The organism is Mesorhizobium sp. M0751 (assembly GCF_040320265.1).
In the GTDB taxonomy this organism is placed as follows: domain Bacteria; phylum Pseudomonadota; class Alphaproteobacteria; order Rhizobiales; family Rhizobiaceae; genus Mesorhizobium.
The window spans coordinates 37,942-58,372 of the sequence record NZ_JAMYPH010000006.1 but is presented as its reverse complement, the minus strand read 5'-3'; the positions used below and the strand labels follow the sequence as shown (position 1 = coordinate 58,372).

The 20,431-nt window shown below is 62.2% G+C and carries 23 protein-coding genes; 16 read left to right on the top strand and 7 right to left on the bottom strand.

Annotated elements, in window-relative coordinates; translation table 11 throughout:
• The first annotated feature begins 137 nt into the window (after positions 1–137).
• From NKI19_RS12140 to NKI19_RS12130, 3 genes are all read left to right on the top strand, one after another.
• Entirely contained in the window at positions 138–1,766 is a 1,629-nt protein-coding gene (locus NKI19_RS12140; protein ID WP_352491553.1) for a DNA alkylation response protein, read from the top strand.
• 159 nt (positions 1,767–1,925) lie between these two features.
• A complete protein-coding gene (locus tag NKI19_RS12135; RefSeq protein WP_352491552.1) occupies positions 1,926–2,480 on the top strand; it encodes a hypothetical protein in 555 nt (184 codons plus the stop codon).
• Entirely contained in the window at positions 2,480–2,791 is a 312-nt protein-coding gene (locus tag NKI19_RS12130; protein WP_352491551.1) for a DUF6105 family protein, read from the top strand. Before NKI19_RS12135 ends, NKI19_RS12130 begins: the two co-directional genes overlap by 1 nt.
• Here the strand turns inward: NKI19_RS12130 and ruvX are convergent.
• Entirely contained in the window at positions 2,758–3,243 is a 486-nt protein-coding gene (gene ruvX / locus NKI19_RS12125; RefSeq protein WP_023674907.1) for a Holliday junction resolvase RuvX, read from the bottom strand. The genes NKI19_RS12130 and ruvX overlap by 34 nt on opposite strands.
• A gap of 116 nt (positions 3,244–3,359) precedes the next feature.
• Here ruvX and NKI19_RS12120 point away from each other — a divergent pair, with 116 nt between their 5' ends.
• The 6 genes from NKI19_RS12120 to NKI19_RS12095 all read left to right on the top strand — a co-directional run bounded on the left by NKI19_RS12120 (position 3,360) and on the right by NKI19_RS12095 (position 7,725).
• Positions 3,360–4,067, top strand: coding sequence for a metal-dependent hydrolase (locus NKI19_RS12120; RefSeq protein ID WP_352491550.1), 708 nt, complete (start codon positions 3,360–3,362; stop codon positions 4,065–4,067).
• Between the two features lie 53 nt (positions 4,068–4,120).
• Positions 4,121–4,507, top strand: coding sequence for a hypothetical protein (locus NKI19_RS12115; protein ID WP_352491549.1), 387 nt, complete (start codon positions 4,121–4,123; stop codon positions 4,505–4,507).
• Between the two features lie 76 nt (positions 4,508–4,583).
• Positions 4,584–4,871, top strand: coding sequence for an Asp-tRNA(Asn)/Glu-tRNA(Gln) amidotransferase subunit GatC (gene gatC / locus NKI19_RS12110; RefSeq protein WP_023674910.1), 288 nt, complete (start codon positions 4,584–4,586; stop codon positions 4,869–4,871).
• Positions 4,872–4,878: 7 nt separating this feature from the next.
• Entirely contained in the window at positions 4,879–5,337 is a 459-nt protein-coding gene (locus NKI19_RS12105) for a GNAT family N-acetyltransferase (protein WP_352491548.1), read from the top strand.
• On the top strand, positions 5,337–6,902 hold the full coding sequence (locus NKI19_RS12100) for an amidase (protein WP_352491547.1): 1,566 nt from the start codon (positions 5,337–5,339) through the stop codon (positions 6,900–6,902). Before NKI19_RS12105 ends, NKI19_RS12100 begins: the two co-directional genes overlap by 1 nt.
• 28 nt (positions 6,903–6,930) lie before the next feature.
• The gene (locus NKI19_RS12095; protein ID WP_352491546.1) at positions 6,931–7,725 is read left to right on the top strand and encodes a YdcF family protein; all 795 of its coding nucleotides are present in this window, start codon (positions 6,931–6,933) and stop codon (positions 7,723–7,725) included.
• Here NKI19_RS12095 and NKI19_RS12090 read toward each other — a convergent pair.
• Positions 7,674–8,417 carry a DUF599 domain-containing protein gene (locus NKI19_RS12090; RefSeq protein WP_352491545.1) on the bottom strand — a complete coding sequence of 248 codons (744 nt, stop codon included), beginning with the start codon at positions 8,415–8,417 and terminating at the stop codon, positions 7,674–7,676. The two genes, NKI19_RS12095 and NKI19_RS12090, sit on opposite strands and share 52 nt — an antisense overlap.
• Before the next feature lie 170 nt (positions 8,418–8,587).
• Between NKI19_RS12090 and NKI19_RS12085 the strand changes: the two genes are divergently transcribed.
• The 4 genes from NKI19_RS12085 to NKI19_RS12070 all read left to right on the top strand — a co-directional run bounded on the left by NKI19_RS12085 (position 8,588) and on the right by NKI19_RS12070 (position 12,068).
• Positions 8,588–9,991: an L-serine ammonia-lyase gene (locus tag NKI19_RS12085; RefSeq protein WP_352491544.1), complete on the top strand. Its 1,404-nt coding sequence runs from the start codon at positions 8,588–8,590 to the stop codon at positions 9,989–9,991.
• A gap of 84 nt (positions 9,992–10,075) precedes the next feature.
• Positions 10,076–10,513, top strand: a complete 438-nt coding sequence (locus tag NKI19_RS12080; protein ID WP_352491543.1) for a DUF1489 family protein — start codon at positions 10,076–10,078, stop codon at positions 10,511–10,513.
• Between the two features lie 125 nt (positions 10,514–10,638).
• On the top strand, positions 10,639–11,370 hold the full coding sequence (locus NKI19_RS12075; RefSeq protein ID WP_352491542.1) for a vWA domain-containing protein: 732 nt from the start codon (positions 10,639–10,641) through the stop codon (positions 11,368–11,370).
• Positions 11,370–12,068 (top strand): DnaJ domain-containing protein, encoded by a 699-nt coding sequence (locus NKI19_RS12070; protein ID WP_352565355.1) that lies wholly within the window; start codon positions 11,370–11,372, stop codon positions 12,066–12,068. The genes NKI19_RS12075 and NKI19_RS12070 overlap by 1 nt, the downstream gene beginning before the upstream one ends.
• Positions 12,069–12,118: 50 nt before the next feature.
• On the opposite strand, the gene NKI19_RS12065 is transcribed toward NKI19_RS12070, so the two are convergent.
• On the bottom strand, positions 12,119–13,507 hold the full coding sequence (locus NKI19_RS12065; protein WP_352491540.1) for an SPOR domain-containing protein: 1,389 nt from the start codon (positions 13,505–13,507) through the stop codon (positions 12,119–12,121).
• A gap of 297 nt (positions 13,508–13,804) precedes the next feature.
• Between NKI19_RS12065 and NKI19_RS12060 the strand changes: the two genes are divergently transcribed.
• From NKI19_RS12060 to clpA, 3 genes are all read left to right on the top strand, one after another.
• A complete protein-coding gene (locus tag NKI19_RS12060; RefSeq protein ID WP_023717745.1) occupies positions 13,805–14,134 on the top strand; it encodes a phasin family protein in 330 nt (109 codons plus the stop codon).
• A gap of 274 nt (positions 14,135–14,408) precedes the next feature.
• The gene (gene clpS, locus NKI19_RS12055; RefSeq protein WP_023717744.1) at positions 14,409–14,735 is read left to right on the top strand and encodes an ATP-dependent Clp protease adapter ClpS; all 327 of its coding nucleotides are present in this window, start codon (positions 14,409–14,411) and stop codon (positions 14,733–14,735) included.
• 6 nt (positions 14,736–14,741) lie between these two features.
• Positions 14,742–17,210 (top strand): ATP-dependent Clp protease ATP-binding subunit ClpA, encoded by a 2,469-nt coding sequence (gene clpA, locus NKI19_RS12050; protein ID WP_352491539.1) that lies wholly within the window; start codon positions 14,742–14,744, stop codon positions 17,208–17,210.
• Positions 17,211–17,304: 94 nt separating this feature from the next.
• On the opposite strand, the gene NKI19_RS12045 is transcribed toward clpA, so the two are convergent.
• The 4 genes from NKI19_RS12045 to NKI19_RS12030 all read right to left on the bottom strand — a co-directional run bounded on the left by NKI19_RS12045 (position 17,305) and on the right by NKI19_RS12030 (position 20,317).
• The gene (locus tag NKI19_RS12045) at positions 17,305–17,736 is read right to left on the bottom strand and encodes an HIT family protein (protein WP_352491538.1); all 432 of its coding nucleotides are present in this window, start codon (positions 17,734–17,736) and stop codon (positions 17,305–17,307) included.
• 118 nt (positions 17,737–17,854) lie between these two features.
• A complete protein-coding gene (locus NKI19_RS12040; protein WP_352491537.1) occupies positions 17,855–19,069 on the bottom strand; it encodes a GNAT family N-acetyltransferase in 1,215 nt (404 codons plus the stop codon).
• Positions 19,070–19,109: 40 nt separating this feature from the next.
• Positions 19,110–19,838: a glycerophosphodiester phosphodiesterase gene (locus tag NKI19_RS12035; protein ID WP_352491536.1), complete on the bottom strand. Its 729-nt coding sequence runs from the start codon at positions 19,836–19,838 to the stop codon at positions 19,110–19,112.
• A gap of 14 nt (positions 19,839–19,852) precedes the next feature.
• On the bottom strand, positions 19,853–20,317 hold the full coding sequence (locus tag NKI19_RS12030; RefSeq protein WP_352491535.1) for a RidA family protein: 465 nt from the start codon (positions 20,315–20,317) through the stop codon (positions 19,853–19,855).
• Positions 20,318–20,431 lie beyond the last annotated feature (114 nt).

The following is a 20,431-nucleotide window of genomic DNA, read 5'->3' as shown; positions in this document are numbered from 1 at the left end:
GGGGGAGGCCTCGCGGCTGCAAGCACCGGCTTGGGATTGGATTGGTTCTCCCCGGTATTTTCGTCGCGCGCCGCTGGCCATAGGCTATAAACCGCCTTGGCTTTGGATTCACAGCCTTCAGGTGATAAGGACGAAGCGTGACTGACGACGTGACCAACCAGCCGCCGCCGCTGGCCGGCGGCAACGCCTGGCGGGGCGATCCGTTGCTGATCCAGCTTGCCGAGCGCTTTTCCGATCCGGTGCGCAAGGACCTCGACGGGCTTGGTCGTTTCGTTCTGACCCATGAGGCGCAGGAACTGGCCCGTCTTGCCAATGTCGAGACGCCGAAGCTCAGGACCCATGACCGCCAGGGCCGGCGCATCGACCAGGTCGAGTTCCATCCCGCCTATCACGCGCTCATGCGCCGCTCTGTTGCCAACGGGCTGCATTCATCGGTCTGGGAGAATGGCGACGCCGAGATCGGCCGCCGCCACCAGGTGCGCGCTGCACGCTTTTACCTCACGGCTGAGCTCGAGACCGGACATCTCTGCCCGATCACGATGACCAGCGCTTCGCTGGCAGCGCTGATGGCCAGCCCGAAGCTGTTTCGCGAATGGGCGCCTCGGGTGACGACGCGCAAATACGATCAAAGCCAAAAGCCTCCGGTCGAAAAAGCCGGGCTGACACTCGGCATGGGCATGACCGAGAAGCAAGGCGGCACCGATGTCCGTGCCAACGTCACCAGGGCCGAGCGCGCCGGCAGCGGGTTTTATCGCCTGACCGGCCACAAATGGTTCATGTCGGCGCCGATGTCGGATGCTTTCCTGGTGCTCGGACAGGTGCCGGAGGGACTGTCATGCTTTCTCGTGCCCCGCTTGCTCGGCGACGGATCCGGCAACGGCTTCCGTTTTCAACGGCTGAAGGACAAGCTCGGCAATCGATCCAACGCCTCGTCGGAGGTGGAATTCGTCAATGCCATCGGCGAGATGGTCGGCGAGCCCGGCGCCGGCGTGAAGACGATCATGGACATGGTAACCCTGACGCGGCTCGACTGTGCCATCGCCTCGTCGGCGATCATGCGGGCCGGACTGGCCGAGGCCGTCCACCACACGCGCCACCGCAAGGTGTTTGGAACCAATCTGATCGAGCAGCCGCTGATGCAGCGTGTGCTGGCCGATATGGCGCTCGACGTTGCCGCCGCTACCGCGCTGTCGTTCCGGCTGGCGCGCTCCTTCGACGAGGCGGCCGGCGACCGCGGCGAGGCGGCCTTCGCCCGCGCCATGACGCCGGTGGTCAAATACTGGGTCTGCAAGATTGCGCCGCCGCTGCTCTATGAAGCGATGGAGTGCCTCGGCGGCAATGGCTATGTCGAGGAGGGACCGCTCGCCCGCTACTATCGCGAAGCTCCGGTCAACGCTATCTGGGAAGGTTCAGGCAATGTCATGGCGCTCGACGTGTTGCGCGTGCTCGGCCGCGCGCCAGGCCTGTTCGACGACGTGTTGGCCGGCATCGACCGCGATCTCGGCGCCGGCGGACGCGGCACCGTCGGCGTGCTCAAGGCGGCAATGCAGGTCGCAGTAACCGACGAGGGCTCGGCGCGGCTCTTGACCGAGCAATTGGCATTGTCGGCGGCGGCGGCAGAGCTTCGCAGGCTGGGGGCAGGGCGGATCGCCGACGCCTTCGTCGAAACGCGCCTCGCCGGCCAGTGGCGCAATACCTACGGCATGATCGATTCGCGCCATGATGCGCGCATGATCATCGATACGCTCTACCCGCCGATCAACTAAGGGCCGTCGCCCTATTCGCTGCCGCTCTCGCGACCCTGTGGATGGCCGTTAACCTTAACGAATGGTTTCCATTGCGGCGGCCGGTGGCAAAGCCCACTGTTATGGTTAAGGCAAGGATTGTTCAGCTTGAGCGGCTTTGCCCTGCGAAGCAGGAGCGTCATGCGGCATATTCTGAGCTCTTTTCTGGCATTGCATTGGGCGGCCGTTTTCGCCCTGCTGGCGTTCATCTGCATCGACGGGAATCGAGGCGTGGCGACGGCCCTTGGCGTGCTGGGCGTTCCCGTCCAGAACACTCGATTTGCCGATCTCGAAAACGCCGTCGTCGTGGCGCCGCTCGCCGTGGCACTGCTTGTCGTCGCGGTGCTGTTCTGCTGGGCCTTTGTTGAAGCACTGACCAGCGACACGACCAACCCGGATCCGGCCGACAGCGTCGTGCGAATCGCCTTCATCTCCGCCTTGGGCGTGCTGTCGCTGATAGTCATCGGCGGCGCCGCGCAAGGCATCAATGGGCTGTTCATGGTTGTCGCGGTGCAATTGGCGGCACTTCTGGCGTCCTATGTCGCGATGCTCGCCGAGCGGCGGTCGGCCGTTGCCGCGGCAGTTCCCGGAACCGGCGAAATCCGAGCGGCCGCGCATGTCATGGCCAAGGCAGCGGCGCATAATTCCTCGCTTGCCCGCATTTCCGGCCGGCTGGATCCGAGGGATGACCGCTGATGCGCACCTTGTTCGCGCTGTGGGCGGCTCCGCTCCTCTTGTTTTGGGGCTGGTTCTTTCTGTCGCTCAACGACATCAATTTCGGCTATGTCATGCTGAGCCGCCAATTGCACGATCTCGTCTTCCAGCTCTATGGACAGATGTTGGGCGTCGATCCGGCGCTTATTCCGGGCATGGTGGCGAAAGCTTGCGTATTCGACGGGCTGCTGCTGATGGCGTTCTGGGCATTTCGCCGCCGCAAGGCAATTGGCGGCTGGATCACGGCGATGCGCAACCGCTATTTCGACCAGGCATCGACGCCGAGCGCCTGAAGGCGGTCGAGAACGCCCTGCAGGATAAATGCGGCTGCCGCCGAATCGATCTTGCCGGCGCGTTTCTTGCGGGAAAAATCCATCTCGATCAGCGTCCGCTCGGCCGCCACCGTCGACAGCCTTTCGTCCCAAAAGAGGAAGGGCAGATCGGTCAATCCAGCCATGTTGCGGACGAAAGCGCGGGATTTTTGGGCGCGCGGGCCTTCCGAGCCGTCCATGTTGATGGGGAGGCCGATCACCACGGCGCCGGCATTTTCCTTCTGTAGCAGAGCGAGCAGCACTGCGGCATCGAGCGAGAATTTTCTGCGCATGATGACAGGGCGCGGGTGCGCGAAGGACAAGCCGCGGTCGGAAACCGCCACGCCGATCGTCTTGTCGCCGAGGTCGAGACCGGCCAGGGTCTTGCCGCCGCCGAGCCGGGCCGGCAACTCTTCGATGGTGATGATGCCCAACGGCTTTTCCTTTGACCGCGACACCGCACGTCCTATACGCGCAAAGCGTGCGTGGCACTTTAATTTCGCCGTCGGCGTTCTATCCTCTACCGAAGCAAAAATCGAGGAAAGCATTGATGAAACTGACCTGGTACGGACATTCGGCATTCCGAATTGAAATCGAAGGCGCGAAAATCCTCATCGACCCCTATCTGGTCGGCAATCCGTCATGGACAGGCGGCTGGGAAGGGCCGGCCGAAGGGGTCACGCACGTGTTGCTCACCCATGGCCACAGCGACCACATCAGCGGCGCCATCGAAGTGCTCAAGAAGACCGGCGCGATGCTGGTCGCCAATTTCGAGATTTGCATGTACCTGGTCGGCAAGGGCGTCGGTGACAAGCAGATCAATCCCGGCAATATCGGCGGTACGGTCGATTGCGGCGGCTTCACCACCACCTTCGTTCAGGCCCTGCACTCATCGTCCTTTTCGGGCGAGGGCGGCCAGAATACCTATCTCGGCAATCCGGGTGGGCTCGTCCTGCACTTCCCCGAGGACCAGACGCTTTATCATATGGGCGACACCGACATTTTTTCCGACATGGCGCTGATCAACGAATTGCATGAACCGAAGATCGGCATCGTGCCGATCGGCGACCGCTTCACCATGGGTGGGGCGGTAGCAGCCCTTGCCTGCCAGCGCTTCTTCAAGTTCGAGACCGTCGTTCCCGCCCACTTCGGCACGTTTCCGATGATCGACCAGACCGCCGACAAATTCGTGGCCGGGCTGGACGGATCGGGCGTGAAAGTGGCGTTGCCCAAGTTCGGCGAGACGATTACGCTGTAAAGAAAGCTGATCCGGAACGATACGATGCGCTTGAGAAATTCTCTTGCATTTCCATGCTGGTTGCCGCGTCGCCGGCGCTGGCGGCGGAGGATTTCATCGAGGGCATCTATCTGCAATCGGAGGACCTCTGCGCGCAGGCCAAAAAGGATACGCTGCAGACGGTGATCGAGGGCGGCAATATCGTGCTGTCGGCAAATGGCCTGGAAAGCATCGAATATAATTGTGAACTCCTGCAAATCACCAAAGCGACACGTTCACCAAGCTGGGCGGTGACCGCCATATGCCAGGAGCCGGGCTACGTCTTTCCGGATGTGCTCTCACTGACACAGATGAGCCCGAAGCAGATCGACCTGGTATCGGTTCGGCCTGCCACCGACGAAGGCGAGCAGAGCGGCAACGGCGGCAGTTATTTCCTCTGCGACGGCGTCGCGATGCCATAGGGCAGTTGTCGGCACGATGCATGTTGCGCGGCACGCGCTGCGCCGCTATAGCGCTGGTTTTCCCCGAGGCACGAACATGTCCGTTGATATTAAAACCGTGAAGCGCGTCGCGCATCTTGCCCGTATTGCGGTGAGCGAGGAGGATGCAGAGCGCATGACCGGCGAATTGAACGCCATTTTGGGCTTTGTCGAGCAGTTGAACGAGGTCGATGTTTCCGGCGTCGAGCCGATGACCTCGGTCACGCCGATGGCAATGAAAAAGCGCCAGGACGTCGTTACCGACGGCGGCAAGGCAGCCGACATCGTCGCCAACGCGCCGGCGACCGAAGAGAATTTCTTCCTTGTGCCGAAGGTCGTGGAGTAGCTGGCCGATGGCAATCGAGATCGCCGCGGAGACTCCGCTGCAGGACGATGTGCGCGGGCTGGTCGAGGAGCTCAATGCCACATTGCTGGAGCTGACGCCGCCGGAGCATTGCTACCATTTGACAGTCGAGCAGATGGCGGACCGTGACACGACCGTCTTCATCGCCCGCGACAACGGCCTTGCCATCGGTTGCGGCGCACTGAAGCGCCACGATGCCGTCCTAGGCGAGGTCAAGCGCATGTATACGCGACCTTCGCATCGCGGCCGCAAGATCGGCGCGAAGATTGTCGACCGTATCGAGGCGCTGGCGCGCCAAGAAGGGCTTAAGCGTCTGGTGCTGGAGACGGGCGACCGTCATCCCGCCGCCTGGACGGTCTACGAACGCGCCGGTTTTTCGCGTTGCGGCCCGGTGCTGAATTATCCCGATTCCGAGTGGTCGGTGTTTTACGAAAAGAGCCTTGCCTGATGAGCGACCTGACCCAGCTGACGATTTCGCAGGCCCGCGCCAAATTGCGCTCCAGGGAGATCACCGCCACCGAAATCACCGAGGCTTATCTGTCGGCGATCGAGCGAGCCAATCCGGCGCTCAATGCCTACGTCGTGGTTACCGACGACAAGGCGCGCGACATGGCCAAGGCCTCCGACGCGAAACTGGCCAAGGGCGAGGGCGGGTCGCTCGAGGGTATCCCGCTCGGCATCAAGGATTTGTTCGGCACCGAAGGCGTCCACACCCAGGCCTGCAGCCATGTGCTGGATGGCTTCAAGCCGCGCTATGAATCGACTATCACCGCCAACCTGTGGGCGGATGGCGCCGTCATGCTCGGCAAGCTCAACATGGACGAGTTTGCCATGGGCTCGTCCAACGAGACCTCGTATTACGGGCCCGTCATCAACCCGTGGCGGCGTTCGCGCCTCGACACGGTGGTGATGCCGACGACGCATCAGGGCGAGGGCGGCTTCGTTTCGGCGGGCGGCACCAGGACCGCGCGCACGTTGGACAATGCCCAACTGGTGCCGGGCGGTTCGTCCGGTGGCTCTGCATCAGCGGTCTCGGCCTTCCTGTGCGCAGGCGCCACCGCCACCGACACCGGCGGCTCGATCCGCCAGCCCGCCGCCTTCACCGGCACGGTCGGCATCAAGCCGACCTATGGCCGCTGTTCGCGCTGGGGCATCGTTGCCTTCGCCTCGTCGCTCGACCAGGCCGGGCCGATCGCGCGCGACGTACGCGACGCCGCGATCCTGTTGAAGTCGATGGCTTCGGTCGACCCGAAGGATACGACGTCCGTCGACCTGCGAGTGCCGGACTACGAGGCGGCGATCGGCCGCCCGATCAAAGGCATGAAGGTCGGCATTCCAAAGGAATATCGTGTCGACGACATGCCCGCGGAGATCGAGGCGCTGTGGCAGAAAGGCATTGCCTGGCTGAGGGATGCCGGTGCCGAGATCGTCGATATCTCGCTGCCGCACACGAAATACGCGCTGCCGGCCTATTACATCGTGGCGCCGGCCGAAGCCTCGTCCAACCTCGCCCGTTACGACGGCGTCCGCTATGGCTTGCGCGTGCCCGGCAAGGACATTGTCGACATGTATGAAAAGACCCGCGCTGCCGGCTTCGGGCGCGAGGTCAAGCGCCGCATCATGATCGGCACCTATGTGCTTTCCGCCGGGTACTACGATGCCTACTATCTGCAGGCGCAGAAGGTTCGAACCCTGATCAAGCGTGATTTCGAAAATGTGTTTGCCGCAGGCGTCGACGTCATCCTGACGCCGGCAACTCCGTCCGCCGCCTTCGGCATCGCCGACGAGGACATGGCCGCCGACCCGGTCAAGATGTATCTCAACGACATCTTTACGGTGACGGTGAACATGGCCGGCCTGCCCGGCATAGCGGTTCCGGCCGGGCTCGACGCCAAGGGGCTGCCGCTCGGCCTGCAGCTGATCGGCCGGCCCTTCGACGAGGGAACGCTGTTCCAGACCGCCCATGTCATCGAACAGGCGGCCGGCACATTTCAGCCGGAAAAATGGTGGTAGGATCGTTTCTCATCGGAGGGGGTGAGGGATGTTCTTCTATGTCTCCAAGGTTCTCGGGTTCTTCGTCGAGCCGTTGAATCTCGCGATCTTTCTGCTGCTGGCGGGGCTGGTCGCGGCGATGTTCGGGCGGCGACGGTTGGCGACCGCCGGCAGCACTCTTGCGTTCCTCATCCTTGTTGTTTCGACATGGAGCCCGCTCGGACCCATGATGCTCAATCCGCTGGAGGAGCGCTTCCCCAGGCCGCCGCTGCCGGAAAAGGTTGACGGTATCATCGTGCTTGGCGGCAGTCTGGATGGCGCCGTCAATCTGGTGCGTGGCGGCTATGAAATGAACGCCAGCGGCGACCGGATGGTCGAGGCTGCCGTGCTGGCGCGGCGGTTTCCGACAGCGAAAGTCGTTATCTCCGGTGGCAGCATCGAAACGTTCCGCGGCGGCGAAGGCGATGCAGATACCGCGCCGCGTCTTTTTGCCGCTTTCGGGGTGGCGGCCGATCGGCTGATCCTCGAGAACAAATCCCGCAACACCTACGAGAATGCTGTCTTCACCAGGGAACTGGTGACGCCGAAACCGGGCGAGACCTGGTTGCTGGTGACCTCGGCCTTCCATATGCCACGCGCCAAGGCGCTGTTCGACAAAGCCGGCTTTTCGACCGTTCCGTGGCCGGTCGACTATCGCACCTCCGGCAGGGAAAGCATCGGCACCTTGCCCTATCCCGGCGACTGGCTGGAGGTCACCACTGTTGCGATCCGCGAATGGATTGGGCTCACCGCCTATTGGCTGTCGGGCCGCATCGATCGGCCTTTTCCCGGACCGGGCGGCTGACCGAGCACCGCCTGCCGCGCCGCCGAAAAAAACTGGCGGCGCACCAGTACCGCCAGAAGCAGCAGCGTCGAAAGCACGAAGACAGTGGGATCGACGAACCAACCGAGATAGCCGATCGAGAAGAACACGCCGCGCAGGCCGGAATTGAAATGCTTTCCGGCCAGCATGTTCATCCGCGCGGCACGCCACACCGCCGTTTCGGTGACCGAATTGCGCGACGCCTCGCCATGTGGGATCGGCACGGCGCCGATCAGGATCGAGCAATAGTTGAACAGCCGGTAAGCCCAGCCAAACTTGAAGAAGGAAAAGGCCAGGATCAGCACCAGCCCGAACACCTTCGTCTGGAAGGCCGCGCGTGAGGACGTGGCGCCAAACGGCAGGTCGCTCAGCACGGTCAGAACCTGATCGGAGGCGCCGAGCAGGGCAAAACAGCCGCCGATCGCAATCAGCGAACTGGAGGCAAAGAAGGCGGTCCCCTGTTGCAGGCCGCTCATGATAGCGGTGTCGACGATGCGGATCTCGCGTTCGGCCATGGTCCGCATCCAGGTCTCGCGCTGCGCGTTCATCGCCCTCGTCAGCGACATGCGGCTGACCAGCATTCCGTCGGCGGCGAGCGTATGCAGCACCCACGCGGCAAGGAAGAACCCCAGCGCCGCAAGGTCGGCCGTCGATAGATGAAAGGAATCGCTCATGCATTGCTTTTACCACAGGCGGCGGTAACGCTTCGATGGCCGAAGCTGGAATGTCGCTGCCGGAGCAAACAAGGTCGGCAGGCGCAGCGCCGCGGTCCTTAAAACAGCGGAAAACATCATGGGAATTCCTATATGTAGACCTCAACAGGGTCCCAGGAGAAAACGCCCACGTGTTCCTTTCGGTTTTCGACTTGTTCAAGATCGGCATCGGCCCATCGAGTTCGCACACGATGGGGCCGATGACGGCTGCGCGGCGGTTTCTCGACGAGATTGCGGGAGACGACTGGCCGCGCCCGGCCGGCGCCAAGGTCGACCGGATCGCGGCCAGCCTGCATGGCTCGCTCGCCTATACCGGCATCGGCCATGGCTCCGATCGTGCCGTGGTGCTCGGCCTCGCCGGCCAGACGCCGCAGACGGTGGATCCCGACCAGGCGGACGGCATCGTCGCTCGCATCGCCGCCGAGAAGCGGATTTCGCCGCCCGGCCATCCGTCCTATCGTTTCGACCCGGCAACGGATCTTGTGCTGGATCGCAAGACGCCGCTGCCGGGTCACGCCAACGGCATGGCCTTCTCGGCCTATGATGCCGGCGATCGGTTGCTGCTGAGGCGCGTCTATTATTCGATCGGCGGCGGCTTCGTAGTGTCCGAGGAGGAACTGCAGCGGATGAAAGCAAGGGGCTCGGCGACAACCGAAGGCAAGAAGGTTCCGTATCCGTTCAAGAATGCCGTCGAAATGCTATCGATGGCAGCAAAAAGCGGGCTTTCCATTGCCGAGATGAAGCGCGTCAACGAGGAGAAGCAGATGTCGCGCGAGGAGCTCGACGCCGGCCTCGACGGCATCTGGAGCGCCATGAAGGGCTGCATCGAGCGTGGCCTGTCGCAAGACGGCATCATGCCGGGCGGACTGAAGGTGCGCCGCCGCGCCCGGATGCTGCACGACAAGCTGCAGGAGCAATGGCAGCAGAATCGGCCCAACCCGCTGCTCGCCAATGACTGGCTGTCGATCTATGCGATGGCGGTCAATGAGGAGAACGCCGCCGGCGGCCGTGTGGTCACCGCGCCAACCAATGGGGCGGCCGGCACTCTGCCCGCAGTGCTGCGCTACTGGTTGCATTTCCATCCCGAAGCCGACCAGCCCGGTATCCGCGATTTCCTGCTGACGGCGGCGGCCGTCGGCGGCATCATCAAAACCAATGCTTCGATCTCGGGGGCGGAAGTCGGCTGCCAGGGCGAGGTCGGTTCGGCTTCGGCAATGGCTGCGGCGGGATTGTGCGCCGTCATGGGCGGCACGCCCGAGCAGGTCGAGAACGCTGCCGAGATCGCGTTGGAACATCATCTCGGCATGACCTGCGATCCGGTCGGCGGCCTGGTGCAGGTACCGTGTATCGAGCGCAACGCGCTTGGTGCCGTCAAGGCGGTGACCGCCGCTTCGCTGGCGATCAAGGGCGACGGCGTTCATTTCGTGCCGCTCGATGCCGCGATCGAGACGATGCGCCAGACCGGCCTCGACATGAACGAAAAGTACAAGGAAACCAGCCTTGGCGGATTGGCCGTCAATGTCGTGGAGTGCTGAGCGCCAATCTGGGGCCCGGACCACCACTGTGGAGAAGTCGATCAGGCCGTTGACGCGTTCGCGTGCTGGACTAAACCTTAAACGATGTCTCTCAATCTCATAAAGCTTTGCGTCGGCTGTGACAGCGTCGAGGATCTGGAAGAGTGGATTGCCTTCCGTCTCGACGAGCGGCGCCGCGCCGGCGAACCGGCCGAGCACTACCACACCACCCGCATGGTGCCGACACGCGGCGCCGAGATTACCGACGGCGGCTCGCTCTACTGGGTGATCAAGGGCAATGTCCAATGCCGCCAGCTGATCACCGAAATCCGGCCCTTCACCGATGACGAGGGCATCGGCCGTTGCCATCTGATCCTCGATCCCGAGGTCGTGCGCACTGACTGGCAACCGCGCCGTGCATTCCAGGGGTGGCGCTACCTGAAGCAGGCGGACGCGCCGGCCGATCTCGGCAAGGGCAAAGCCGGGCTGATCGAGATGCCGCCGAAGCTCAGGCGTGAGCTTGCCGATCTCGGCCTGCTCTGACGGCAAGAAACGCAACGCCAAGACCACCAGCCGAAGCGCTTGTCCGCAGTTGCCATCATCACCGGTCCTCCAGGTCGCCTCATCTGGGCTTGCAAGCCGGGGAACAACGCCACATCTTGAATGTCATGAGCGACAAGAAGCAGCCCGTGCCTGCAAAGGCCAATCCTGCGCCGGTCGAGTCTCAATCGAGCACCGGCGAGATCGACGCGTTTCTCCGTCAGGCAAGGACGCTCGCTGCATCCGCCACCGGTTCAGGCAGGCTGATCCTGTCGCTTGACGCGACGATGAGCCGCCAGCCGACCTGGGATCTCGCCTGTGCGCTGCAGGCCGAGATGTTCGACGCCGTCGGCAAGGCCGGGGCGCTCAAGGTTCAACTTGTCTATTTTCGCGGCCTTGGCGAGTGCCGCTCCTCCGCATTCGTTACCGATACCGAAGCTCTGAAACAGTTGATGACGCGCATCGACTGCCGCAGCGGCCATACCCAGATCGGCAAGGTGCTCGCCCATGCGCTGAAACAGACGGCGGCGGCCAAGGTCAACGCGCTGGTCTATATCGGCGACGCGATGGAAGAAAACATAGATGATCTGGCCGAAAAGGCCGGCAGCCTCGGTCTGCACGGCGTTCCTGTCTTCGTCTTTCAGGAGGGTCATGATGCCGCTGCGGAAAAGGCGTTCAAGGAAATTGCGCGGCTGTCGAAAGGGGCCTGGTTCCGGTTCGATCGACGGGCTGCCGCAACCTTGGCCGGCCTGCTTTCGTCCGTCGCCGTGTTTGCGACCGGCGGGCTGAAAGCACTGGAGGCCCGGGGCAGGCCGGAGGACCGGCTGATGATCGAGCATATGCGGGGCGGCGGAAACTGATGGGCGCAATTATCGCTTTTGTAGCATTGCTTCTAGTGCTTCTCGGCACGCTCACCATCTTCCTGCGCGCCGATCCGGCGAAGCTTGCAGGCGGCATGAGAACGCTTGGACCTGTGCTGCTCGGGCTGGTCGGCGTCGCCGTGCTGCTGGTCGGGCGCGAGGGCATCGGCGGCTTGATCCTGTCGGCTGCGCTCGCCTGGTACGGCTCCATGCGCATGAATCGGCCGGCAGCCAAACTGGCACCAGGCAAGCGTTCGACAGTTCGTACCGCCGCGCTTGAGATGGAACTCGATCACGATACCGGCAGCCTCGAAGGCCTTGTGCTGGCCGGGCGCCATGAAGGCAAGATGCTTGGCTCGATGGGGCTTGCCGAATTGCAGCAACTGTATCGCGAACTCTCCGGCGATCCGGAGAGCCGCCAATTGCTAGAGACGTATCTTGACGGCAGATTTCCCATCTGGCGCAAAGACGCTGATGCGAATGGTGGCGAAGGGCTGGGTGTTGCGCCAGGTTCTGGCGCCATGACTAAGGAGGAGGCCTACAAGATCCTTGGTCTTGAAGCGGGGGCTGCCGCGGCGGATGTCCGCAAGGCGCACCGCCGCCTGATGCAGCGCCTGCACCCCGATATCGGTGGCACGTCTTTCCTGGCGGCGCGGATCAATGAAGCCAAGGACGTCTTGCTCTCCAATCACAACTAGTCTCCTTCGACGCAGAACTTTCGGGAAAGATATCGTTTTTCGCGCGCCGCTTACTGCTGGACGGCGTAGCACTCGATCTTCTTCTTTTTCAAAGCGTTGCAGGCCTTCCAGGCAGCGGTCTTCGAACCGAAACCACCGAACCGGGCGCGGTAGTAGGTGACGCCGTCCTTGTCGAAGGCGACGGTGAAACCGGAGGCATCGGCCAGAACGGAGGGCGCCTGCTTCGTCGCCTTGTCGAGGAAAGCCTTCGCTTCGGCCTGTTTTGGCGAAGAGGCGACCTGTATTGCCCAGCCGGATGGCACCGATGCCGTGCTGACCGGATCGACCTCTGGCGCCGGTTCGGCATAGGCTGCGGCGACCCGGGCTGTCGCCACATCGTCCACTGTCGCCACGGCCGTCGTCTTGACCCTCTTGGCCTGAACGACCGGAGTGGTTTCTTCAACGACGGGCGCATTTTCCTCGACAAGGGAAGCAACGGCATCGTCGTCCGGCTTACTGTCCGGTGTCGGAGCGTCATGCTTCGGTAAAAGCACCTTGGCCAAGGCTGAAATCGGATTGCCGCCGCTAGCCTTGGCAATCAGCACGCCGCCGCCGCGCGACGACGCCTTCGGCATGTAGGCATTGATCAACCCGGCCATCTGGCTGTCGCGGCTGCCGCCGGACCTGCCGCCCATGACCACCGCTACGATGCGCCGATCGCCATCCGAGACCGAGGAGACCAGATTGTAACCGGAGGCGCGGGTGTAACCGGTCTTGATGCCGTCGACGCCCTTGATGCGTCCGAGCAGCCGGTTGTGGCCGTTGATACGCTGCCGCCCATAAAGAAAGGAGCGCTGCGAGAAATAGCCGTAATATTGCGGAAAATGCTCTCTCAGGGCGATGCCGAGCATCGCCATGTCGCGCGCGGTCGTGAACTGGCCGGGATCAGGCAAGCCGTTGGCGTTGCGGAAAACGGTTCCCCTCATGCCCAGCGCCCGCGCCTTGGCGGTCATCATGCGGGCGAAATTGGCTTCGTTGCCGCCGAGCATCTCGCCAAGCGCCGTTGCGGAATCGTTTGCCGATTTGGTCACCATCGACAGGATCGCGGTCTCGACCGTGACCGAGCCGCCCCGCTTGACGCCGAGCTTCGTGGGCGGTTCGGCTGCGGCATTGGCCGAGAACACGACCGGGGAATTCTTGCTGATCCTGCCCTTCGCCAACGCCTCGAACGTCAGATAGAGCGTCATCATCTTAGTAAGCGAAGCCGGATAGCGCCGGCCATCGGCATCCGACGAATAAAGCACCTTGCCGGTCTTGGCATCGATGACGATGGCCGCCGACTTGGCCGCCATGGATGAGGCCGCGTCCGCGATGACGAAGCTCATCGCCAAAGCGAGGACCATGATCGTTTTGAGGGGGGACGCGGATTTGGAAACGAAGCCCGACAACGCCTTACGCACTGATAGTTCCTTTGAATTTCCGTTGCCTGGAGGCGGCAAAGGTCCTGCCTCACCTCCGGCCACGCTAACGCGGGCAGCGTTACCAATCCGTTTATGGTAACCGCCGCGTTCACCATTTTCTGCGGGATTGAGCTTCTCTTTATTCGAATCTTAGCGATTGCCGGCAGCTCACGATGCGCATTGCCGCGGGAATCTTGACTTTTTGTGCACTGCACAATATATTTATACGCATTGCACAACGCGACCCGGACAAGGCGCGTCTATCGTCCAAGGCAACCGTTCAAGGGAATGCGTGAAATGACCCAGACCTATGAAGATTTCAGCAAATACGGCAAGGAATTTGCCGACACCGGATTGAAGAGCTTTGCATCGCTGTCCAAGGGTGCGCAGGCCATCGCCACCGAGGCGGGCGAGTACACCAAGAAAAGTTTCGAGGCCGGCAGCGCCGTTGTCGAGAAGCTCTTCTCCGCCAAGTCGCTGGATAAGGCGATCGAAATCCAGTCCGACTACGCCAAGCAGTCCTATGAGAGCTTCGTCACCGAGGCCACCAAGCTTGGCGATCTCTATGCCGAACTCGCCAAGGAAGCCTACAAGCCGTTCGAATCGATCGTCGCCAAGGCGAAGTAAATTCGACGAACGTTCCGAGCCGGCCCCTGGGCTTGCAAAGACAGACCCGGTCGCGAACGCGCGGCCGGGTTTTTTCATGCCAGCTCGAAATCGGGGGCCTGCGGTCTTCACGATTTGGAAAATCGGTCAAGTTTGGCCACCTAGCCATATTGTCAGCTAAACAGAAGGGCTTAAAATCGTCCATCGAACACCTACATGTCGAGGATGCATGAGGATTCGAAAAAGGCAGGACTACGTGACTACAGGTTTGACTGCCACGAGCTACGTGGTGCGAATGCAGAACGGCAGCAACGGCAATGAGGCCGGTCGCGGCACGGCCGTCATCACGCGCACAAAAACCAAGACCAAGAAGCCCAGTCTGTATCGGGTCCTCATTCTTAACGACGACTACACACCCATGGAATTCGTGGTCCACGTGCTGGAGCGCTTTTTCCAGAAGGACCGCGAAGCCGCCACACGCATAATGCTTCATGTTCACAATCATGGGGTGGGCGAGTGCGGGGTCTATACATTCGAGGTGGCCGAGACCAAAGTGTCTCAGGTCATGGATTTCGCCCGACAGAATCAGCATCCGCTGCAATGCGTGATGGAGAAGAAGTGAGGTAACATGCCGGCTTTCTCCCAAGGCCTGGAAAAGGCGCTTCACCAAGCGCTGACGCTCGCCAATGAGCGACACCATGAATATGCAACCCTTGAACATTTGCTGCTCGCCCTGATCGACGACACCGAGGCGGCCGCCGTCATGCGTGCCTGCAACGTCGATCTCGACGAATTGAAGCATACGGTCCTCACCTATATCGACACCGAGCTCGACAATCTGGTCACCGGCTACGATGAAGATTCCAAGCCGACTGCCGGTTTCCAGCGCGTCATCCAGCGCGCGGTGATCCATGTGCAGTCGTCAGGCCGCGAGGAAGTGTCCGGCGCCAACGTGCTTGTCGCCATCTTCGCTGAGCGTGAGAGCCACGCCGCTTACTTCCTGCAGGAACAGCAGATGACCCGCTACGACGCGGTCAACTACATCTCGCATGGCATCGCCAAGCGCCCCGGCGCTTCCGAGACGCGGACCCCGCGCGGCGCCGACGACGAGCAAGGCAGCCAGAGCGGGGCCGAGCCGCAAGAGGAAGGCGGCAAGAAGAAGCAGCAGCAGGACGCGCTGACTGCCTATTGCGTCAACCTGAACAACAAGGCCAAGGCCGGCAAGATCGATCCATTGATCGGTCGCGAGAGCGAGATCAACCGGACCATCCAGGTGCTGTGCCGCCGCTCGAAGAACAACCCGCTCTATGTCGGTGATCCCGGCGTCGGCAAGACGGCGATCGCCGAAGGCCTCGCCAAGCGCATCGTCGAGGGCGACGTTCCCGAAGTACTGCACAATGCCACCATCTTCGCGCTCGACATGGGCACACTGCTGGCCGGCACCCGCTATCGCGGCGATTTCGAGGAGCGGCTGAAGCAGGTCGTCAAGGAGCTCGAGGACTATCCCGGCGCCGTGCTGTTCATCGACGAAATCCACACCGTGATCGGGGCAGGGGCCACCTCCGGCGGCGCCATGGATGCGTCCAACCTGTTGAAGCCTGCGCTGTCGTCCGGCGCCATCCGCTGCATCGGCTCAACCACCTACAAGGAGTTCCGTCAGTTCTTCGAGAAGGACCGCGCGCTGGTGCGGCGCTTCCAGAAGATCGACGTCAACGAGCCGACGGTCGAGGACGCAATCGAGATCATGAAGGGCCTCAAGCCCTATTTCGAGGAGTTCCACAAGGTCCGCTACACGAGCGAGGCGATCAAGGCTTCGGTCGAACTCTCGGCGCGTTACATCAACGACCGCAAGCTGCCGGACAAGGCGATCGACGTGATCGACGAGACCGGCGCCTCGCAGATGCTGGTACCGGAAGCCAAGCGCAAGAAGACCATCGGCATCAAGGAGATCGAAGCGACGATCGCCACCATGGCACGCATCCCCCCGAAGACGGTTTCCGCCGACGACGAGAAGGTGCTGCAAGGCCTCGACATCGAGTTGAAGCGCGTCGTTTACGGCCAGGACACCGCGATCACAGCGCTGACCTCGGCCATCAAGCTGGCGCGGGCCGGCCTGCGCGAACCGGAAAAGCCGATCGGCTCGTACCTGTTCTCGGGCCCGACCGGTGTCGGCAAGACGGAAGTGGCCAAGCAGCTCGCCGCCTCGCTCGGCGTGGAACTGATCCGCTTCGACATGTCGGAATATATGGAACGCCACACCGTTTCGCGGCTGATCGGCGCGCCTCCCGGCTATGTCGGCTTCGACCAGGGCGGGCTTCTGACCGACGGCGTCGACCAGCATCCGCATTGCGTGCTGTTGCTGGACGAAGTCGAGAAGGCGCATCCGGACCTGTTCAACATCCTGTTGCAGGTCATGGACCACGGCAAGCTGACCGACCATAACGGCAAGCAGATCGACTTCCGCAATGTCATCCTGATCATGACCACCAATGCGGGCGCGTCCGATGCGCAGCGCGCGGCCATCGGTTTCGGTTCGACCAAGCGCGAAGGCGACGATGTCGAAGCGATCAACCGGCTGTTCACGCCGGAGTTCCGCAACCGTCTCGATGCGATTATTCCGTTCGGCTCGCTGCCGGTGCCGGTCATCCATCAGGTGGTGCAGAAGTTCGTCATGCAGCTGGAAGCGCAGCTTTCCGAGCGTGGCGTGACCTTCGATTTGTCGCAGGAGGCAATCGCATGGCTGGCCGACAAAGGCTATGACGAGCGCATGGGCGCCCGGCCGCTTGGCCGTGTCATCCAGGAGCACATCAAGAAGCCGCTGGCCGATGAGGTGCTGTTCGGCAAGCTCAAGAAGGGCGGCACGGTGCGTGTCACCGTCGAGAAGAAGGAAACCGGCGAGACCGGCCTGAAGCTCGAATCGCTGGCCGACGAGGCACCGGTGAAGCCGAAGAAAGAAGAGCCGGACGACGCGCCGAAAGCCAAGAAGGCGGTGGCGAAGAAGCCCGCCGCGAAAAAGGCGGTGGCGCAGAAGCCGGAGCCGAAAGGCAAGGATGGTGGCAAGCGCAGCCTCGTGCCGCAACTGCCGCGCAAGAGCTGACGAACCAGCCAGTAAAAAAGCCCCGGAAACGGGGCTTTTTTTATGACACCTTCCGGTTATGCACCCGGCGCCCGCCGGAGCGGTTTGCGCCGGTTCAGCTTGCCAGCGCCATCCGTATCTTGCCGGCGTTCTCGGCCAGGACTTCAGGCTTTTCCATCTGTCCGCTGTGCGGCTTCAAGGGAATGCCCTCGAAGCGCGGAATGACATGGACATGGAGGTGGAAAACGGTCTGCCCCGAGGCTGGTTCATTGAACTGCATAACCGTGACGCCATCGGCATCGAAGGCCTTCTTTACGGCCCGCGCAACTTTCTGGACGTGAGCGAAGAGCGGGCCAAGCACCGCCGGATCCGCGTCGAGCAGATTGCGTGACGGGGCTTTCGGCACCACCAGCGTGTGACCATGTCCTTGCGGCATCACATCCATGAAGACCATGACCGCGTCATCCTCGTAGACGCGGTGCGAAGGGATTTCTCCGCGCAGGATTTTTGCGAAGATGTTGCTGCTGTCGTAGGTTGCTTCGGCCATGGCGCGCTCCGGTTCTTGGCTCGCTGTCTCGTGTAGCGAAGCTGTTCCGGGCGGGCAAGACGATCGATCGACATCGGCCGTGCCGGCCCGCTCGGCTGAGCGATTGGGGCTCGCTACTCTACTCCGCCATGTCCTTGCGGAACGGCGTGTGCTCTTCCAGATATTCGCTCATCCGCTCGACTTCGCGCCGCTCGCGCTGGAGGTAGTCGGCAACTGCATTGCGCAGACCTGGATGGGCGATGTAGTGCGCCGAATGCATTGTCACGGGCCGGTAGCCGCGCGCCAGCTTGTGCTCGCCCTGCGCACCGGCTTCAACCACCTTCAGCTTGCGCGAGATGGCGAAATCGATTGCCTGATGGTAGCAGACCTCGAAATGCAGGAATGGGTGGTCCTCGATGCAGCCCCAGTTGCGGCCGTAGAGCGCGTCTGAGCCGATGAAGTTGATGGCACCTGCAATGTAGCGCCCGTTGCGTTTGGCCATGACCAGCAGGATGTCGTCGGCCATGCGCTCGCCGATCAGCGAGAAGAAATCGCGGTTGAGGTAGGGCCGGCCCCATTTCCTGCTGCCGGTATCCATGTAGAACGCGAAAAAGTCGTCCCAGGTCTTTTCGGTCAGATCCTTGCCGGTCAGCCAGTCGATCGAGATGCCGTCGGCGAGCGCCTCGCGCCGCTCTTTCTTCATTGCCTTGCGCTTGCGCGAGGCTAACGTCGCGAGAAAATCGTCGTAGCTCGAAAAGCCTTCGTTGAAGAAATGAAATTGCTGGTCGGTGCGATGCAGGTAGCCGGCCGCCGCCAATATCTGGACGTCGTCCTCCGGCGCGAAAGTAACATGCGCGGAAGACACGCCCAGCTTATCCGTCACCGCCTTCAGGCCGGCCGCAAGACCAGCCTTGACGGTGGGGCTGTCCTCGCCCTTGCCGACGAGCAGGCGAGGGCCGGTGACGGGTGTGAACGGCACCGCGCATTGCATCTTCGGGTAGTAGCGTCCGCCAGCGCGTTCGAATGCGTCCGACCAGCCATGGTCGAATACATATTCGCCCTGGCTGTGCGACTTCAGATAGCAGGGGACCGCCCCGAGCAGCTTGCCTCGGGCGGTTTCCAGCCTGACGTGATGGCCTTGCCAGCCGGTGCGCCGAACAGCGCAGCCCGAATCTTCCAGAGCGCTCAAAAAAGCGAATGAAACAAGCGGATTGTAGCCGTTTTCTGCATCGCCGCGTGTGGTGCCGCCGAGGCTGTCCCATTCAGCGCTGGTAAAGGCGCCGATACCCGCGGCGATGCGGATCGACAGCTCCGCATTCGCCGTTTGCCTTTCGCAGTCGTCCCCTTGATCCATGAGGCTTACTTAAGCTCGCTGCGGACCCATACAAGCCCGCTCAGGCAAGCCGTACCAGATCGGGCTCGAATCCTTCGAACGTCATCTGGTCGGCATATTTGAAGGTCAGATCGACGGCAGGCTGGTCGTGCACGGTCCAGGTGATCACCGGCATGCCGAGTCTTTCTCGCACGAAGGAGACGAACCGGTTCGGCAGGTCGCCGGCGGCGTAGGAGGTAAAGGCGATGTCATGCGCCAGCATGGCGAAATGCGCCTCGATCAGGTGGTTGTCGTTGCCGTAGGCGGTCAACCCGCCGGGTATGCCGGGTGCATGTTTCGCGAACTCGCGGATCAGCCAATGGTCGAACGACATGATCGCGGTCCTGCCCTTGTAATGTTTGAGTATCTTGCCGACGCTTTCGACCAGGCCTTCGTCGTGCCCGGCAGCGCCTTTCAGCTCGATAACCATCGGCACACGGCCGTCGACCAGATCAAGTGCCTGCTGCAGCGTCGGCAAATGGTCAGCGGTGCCGCCGACCGTCAGCGCCGTGATCTCGGCAGCGGTACGCTGCCAGACGAAGCCGTCCTTGCCGGTCAGCCGCCGCAGATCGCCATCGTGGATAATGACGGGGACGCCGTCGGATGACAGGTGCACGTCGCACTCGATCGCATAGCCGCGCTCGGCCGCCGCGGCAAAGGCGGAAAGCGTGTTCTCCCAGCGCGTCTTGTTCATGTCGTGGAGGCCGCGATGGGCGACGGGCCGGGCGGTCAGCCAGGAAAGATCGGTCATGGTCGCAGTCCCGGTCATTCGACTTCGAAGATCGCTTCGATTTCCACTGCGGCATTAAGCGGCAGGGAGGCGGTGCCGACGGCGGAGCGTGCGTGCTTGCCGCGATCGCCGAGCACGGCGGCGAGAAAATCCGAGGCGCCGTTGGCAACCAGATGCTGTTCGACAAAATCCGGTGCCGAGGCGACGAAGACGGTGATCTTCACCAAGCGACGGATTTTCTCGAGATCGCCAAGTGCCGCCTGGGCCTGCGCCAATATGTTGATCGCACAGTATTTTGCGGCTTCCTTGCCAGTCGCGGTGTCGACATCGCGGCCAAGCAGTCCGCTCGCCTGGAGCTTGCCCTCCTTGAGCGGCAACTGCCCGGCGGTGAACAGCAGATTGCCGGTCTTGCAATAGGGCACGTAATTGGCGGCAGGCGCGGCGGCGGCCGGCAGCGTCACGCCGAGATCGCTTAGCCGCTTTTCGATTGTTTCGCTCATGCTATTTCCCTATTGCTTGAAGGTGCCGCGCAGGCCGGGCCGAAATTGCTATTTTTGCCTCGCTTCCGCCACGACTTTTTTTAAGCTGGACCATCTTTCCATGCGGCCTGCCAT

What these genes read in the sequence shown, in the direction of transcription:
- NKI19_RS12120 (WP_352491550.1), top strand. Translation starts at nt 3,360, where the DNA reads ATGAAACTGACCTGGTACGGACATTCGGCATTCCGAATTGAAATCGAA.
- NKI19_RS12080 (WP_352491543.1), top strand. Translation starts at nt 10,076, where the DNA reads ATGTCTCTCAATCTCATAAAGCTTTGCGTCGGCTGTGACAGCGTCGAG.
- NKI19_RS12030 (WP_352491535.1), bottom strand. Translation starts at nt 20,317, where the DNA reads ATGAGCGAAACAATCGAAAAGCGGCTAAGCGATCTCGGCGTGACGCTG.
- NKI19_RS12040 (WP_352491537.1), bottom strand. Translation starts at nt 19,069, where the DNA reads ATGGATCAAGGGGACGACTGCGAAAGGCAAACGGCGAATGCGGAGCTG.
- gatC (WP_023674910.1), top strand. Translation starts at nt 4,584, where the DNA reads ATGTCCGTTGATATTAAAACCGTGAAGCGCGTCGCGCATCTTGCCCGT.
- NKI19_RS12045 (WP_352491538.1), bottom strand. Translation starts at nt 17,736, where the DNA reads ATGGCCGAAGCAACCTACGACAGCAGCAACATCTTCGCAAAAATCCTG.
- NKI19_RS12070 (WP_352565355.1), top strand. Translation starts at nt 11,370, where the DNA reads ATGGGCGCAATTATCGCTTTTGTAGCATTGCTTCTAGTGCTTCTCGGC.
- NKI19_RS12130 (WP_352491551.1), top strand. Translation starts at nt 2,480, where the DNA reads ATGCGCACCTTGTTCGCGCTGTGGGCGGCTCCGCTCCTCTTGTTTTGG.
- NKI19_RS12090 (WP_352491545.1), bottom strand. Translation starts at nt 8,417, where the DNA reads ATGAGCGATTCCTTTCATCTATCGACGGCCGACCTTGCGGCGCTGGGG.
- NKI19_RS12100 (WP_352491547.1), top strand. Translation starts at nt 5,337, where the DNA reads ATGAGCGACCTGACCCAGCTGACGATTTCGCAGGCCCGCGCCAAATTG.
- NKI19_RS12035 (WP_352491536.1), bottom strand. Translation starts at nt 19,838, where the DNA reads ATGACCGATCTTTCCTGGCTGACCGCCCGGCCCGTCGCCCATCGCGGC.
- NKI19_RS12060 (WP_023717745.1), top strand. Translation starts at nt 13,805, where the DNA reads ATGACCCAGACCTATGAAGATTTCAGCAAATACGGCAAGGAATTTGCC.
- NKI19_RS12115 (WP_352491549.1), top strand. Translation starts at nt 4,121, where the DNA reads ATGCTGGTTGCCGCGTCGCCGGCGCTGGCGGCGGAGGATTTCATCGAG.
- clpS (WP_023717744.1), top strand. Translation starts at nt 14,409, where the DNA reads ATGCAGAACGGCAGCAACGGCAATGAGGCCGGTCGCGGCACGGCCGTC.
- NKI19_RS12075 (WP_352491542.1), top strand. Translation starts at nt 10,639, where the DNA reads ATGAGCGACAAGAAGCAGCCCGTGCCTGCAAAGGCCAATCCTGCGCCG.
- NKI19_RS12105 (WP_352491548.1), top strand. Translation starts at nt 4,879, where the DNA reads ATGGCAATCGAGATCGCCGCGGAGACTCCGCTGCAGGACGATGTGCGC.
- NKI19_RS12135 (WP_352491552.1), top strand. Translation starts at nt 1,926, where the DNA reads ATGCGGCATATTCTGAGCTCTTTTCTGGCATTGCATTGGGCGGCCGTT.
- clpA (WP_352491539.1), top strand. Translation starts at nt 14,742, where the DNA reads ATGCCGGCTTTCTCCCAAGGCCTGGAAAAGGCGCTTCACCAAGCGCTG.
- NKI19_RS12095 (WP_352491546.1), top strand. Translation starts at nt 6,931, where the DNA reads ATGTTCTTCTATGTCTCCAAGGTTCTCGGGTTCTTCGTCGAGCCGTTG.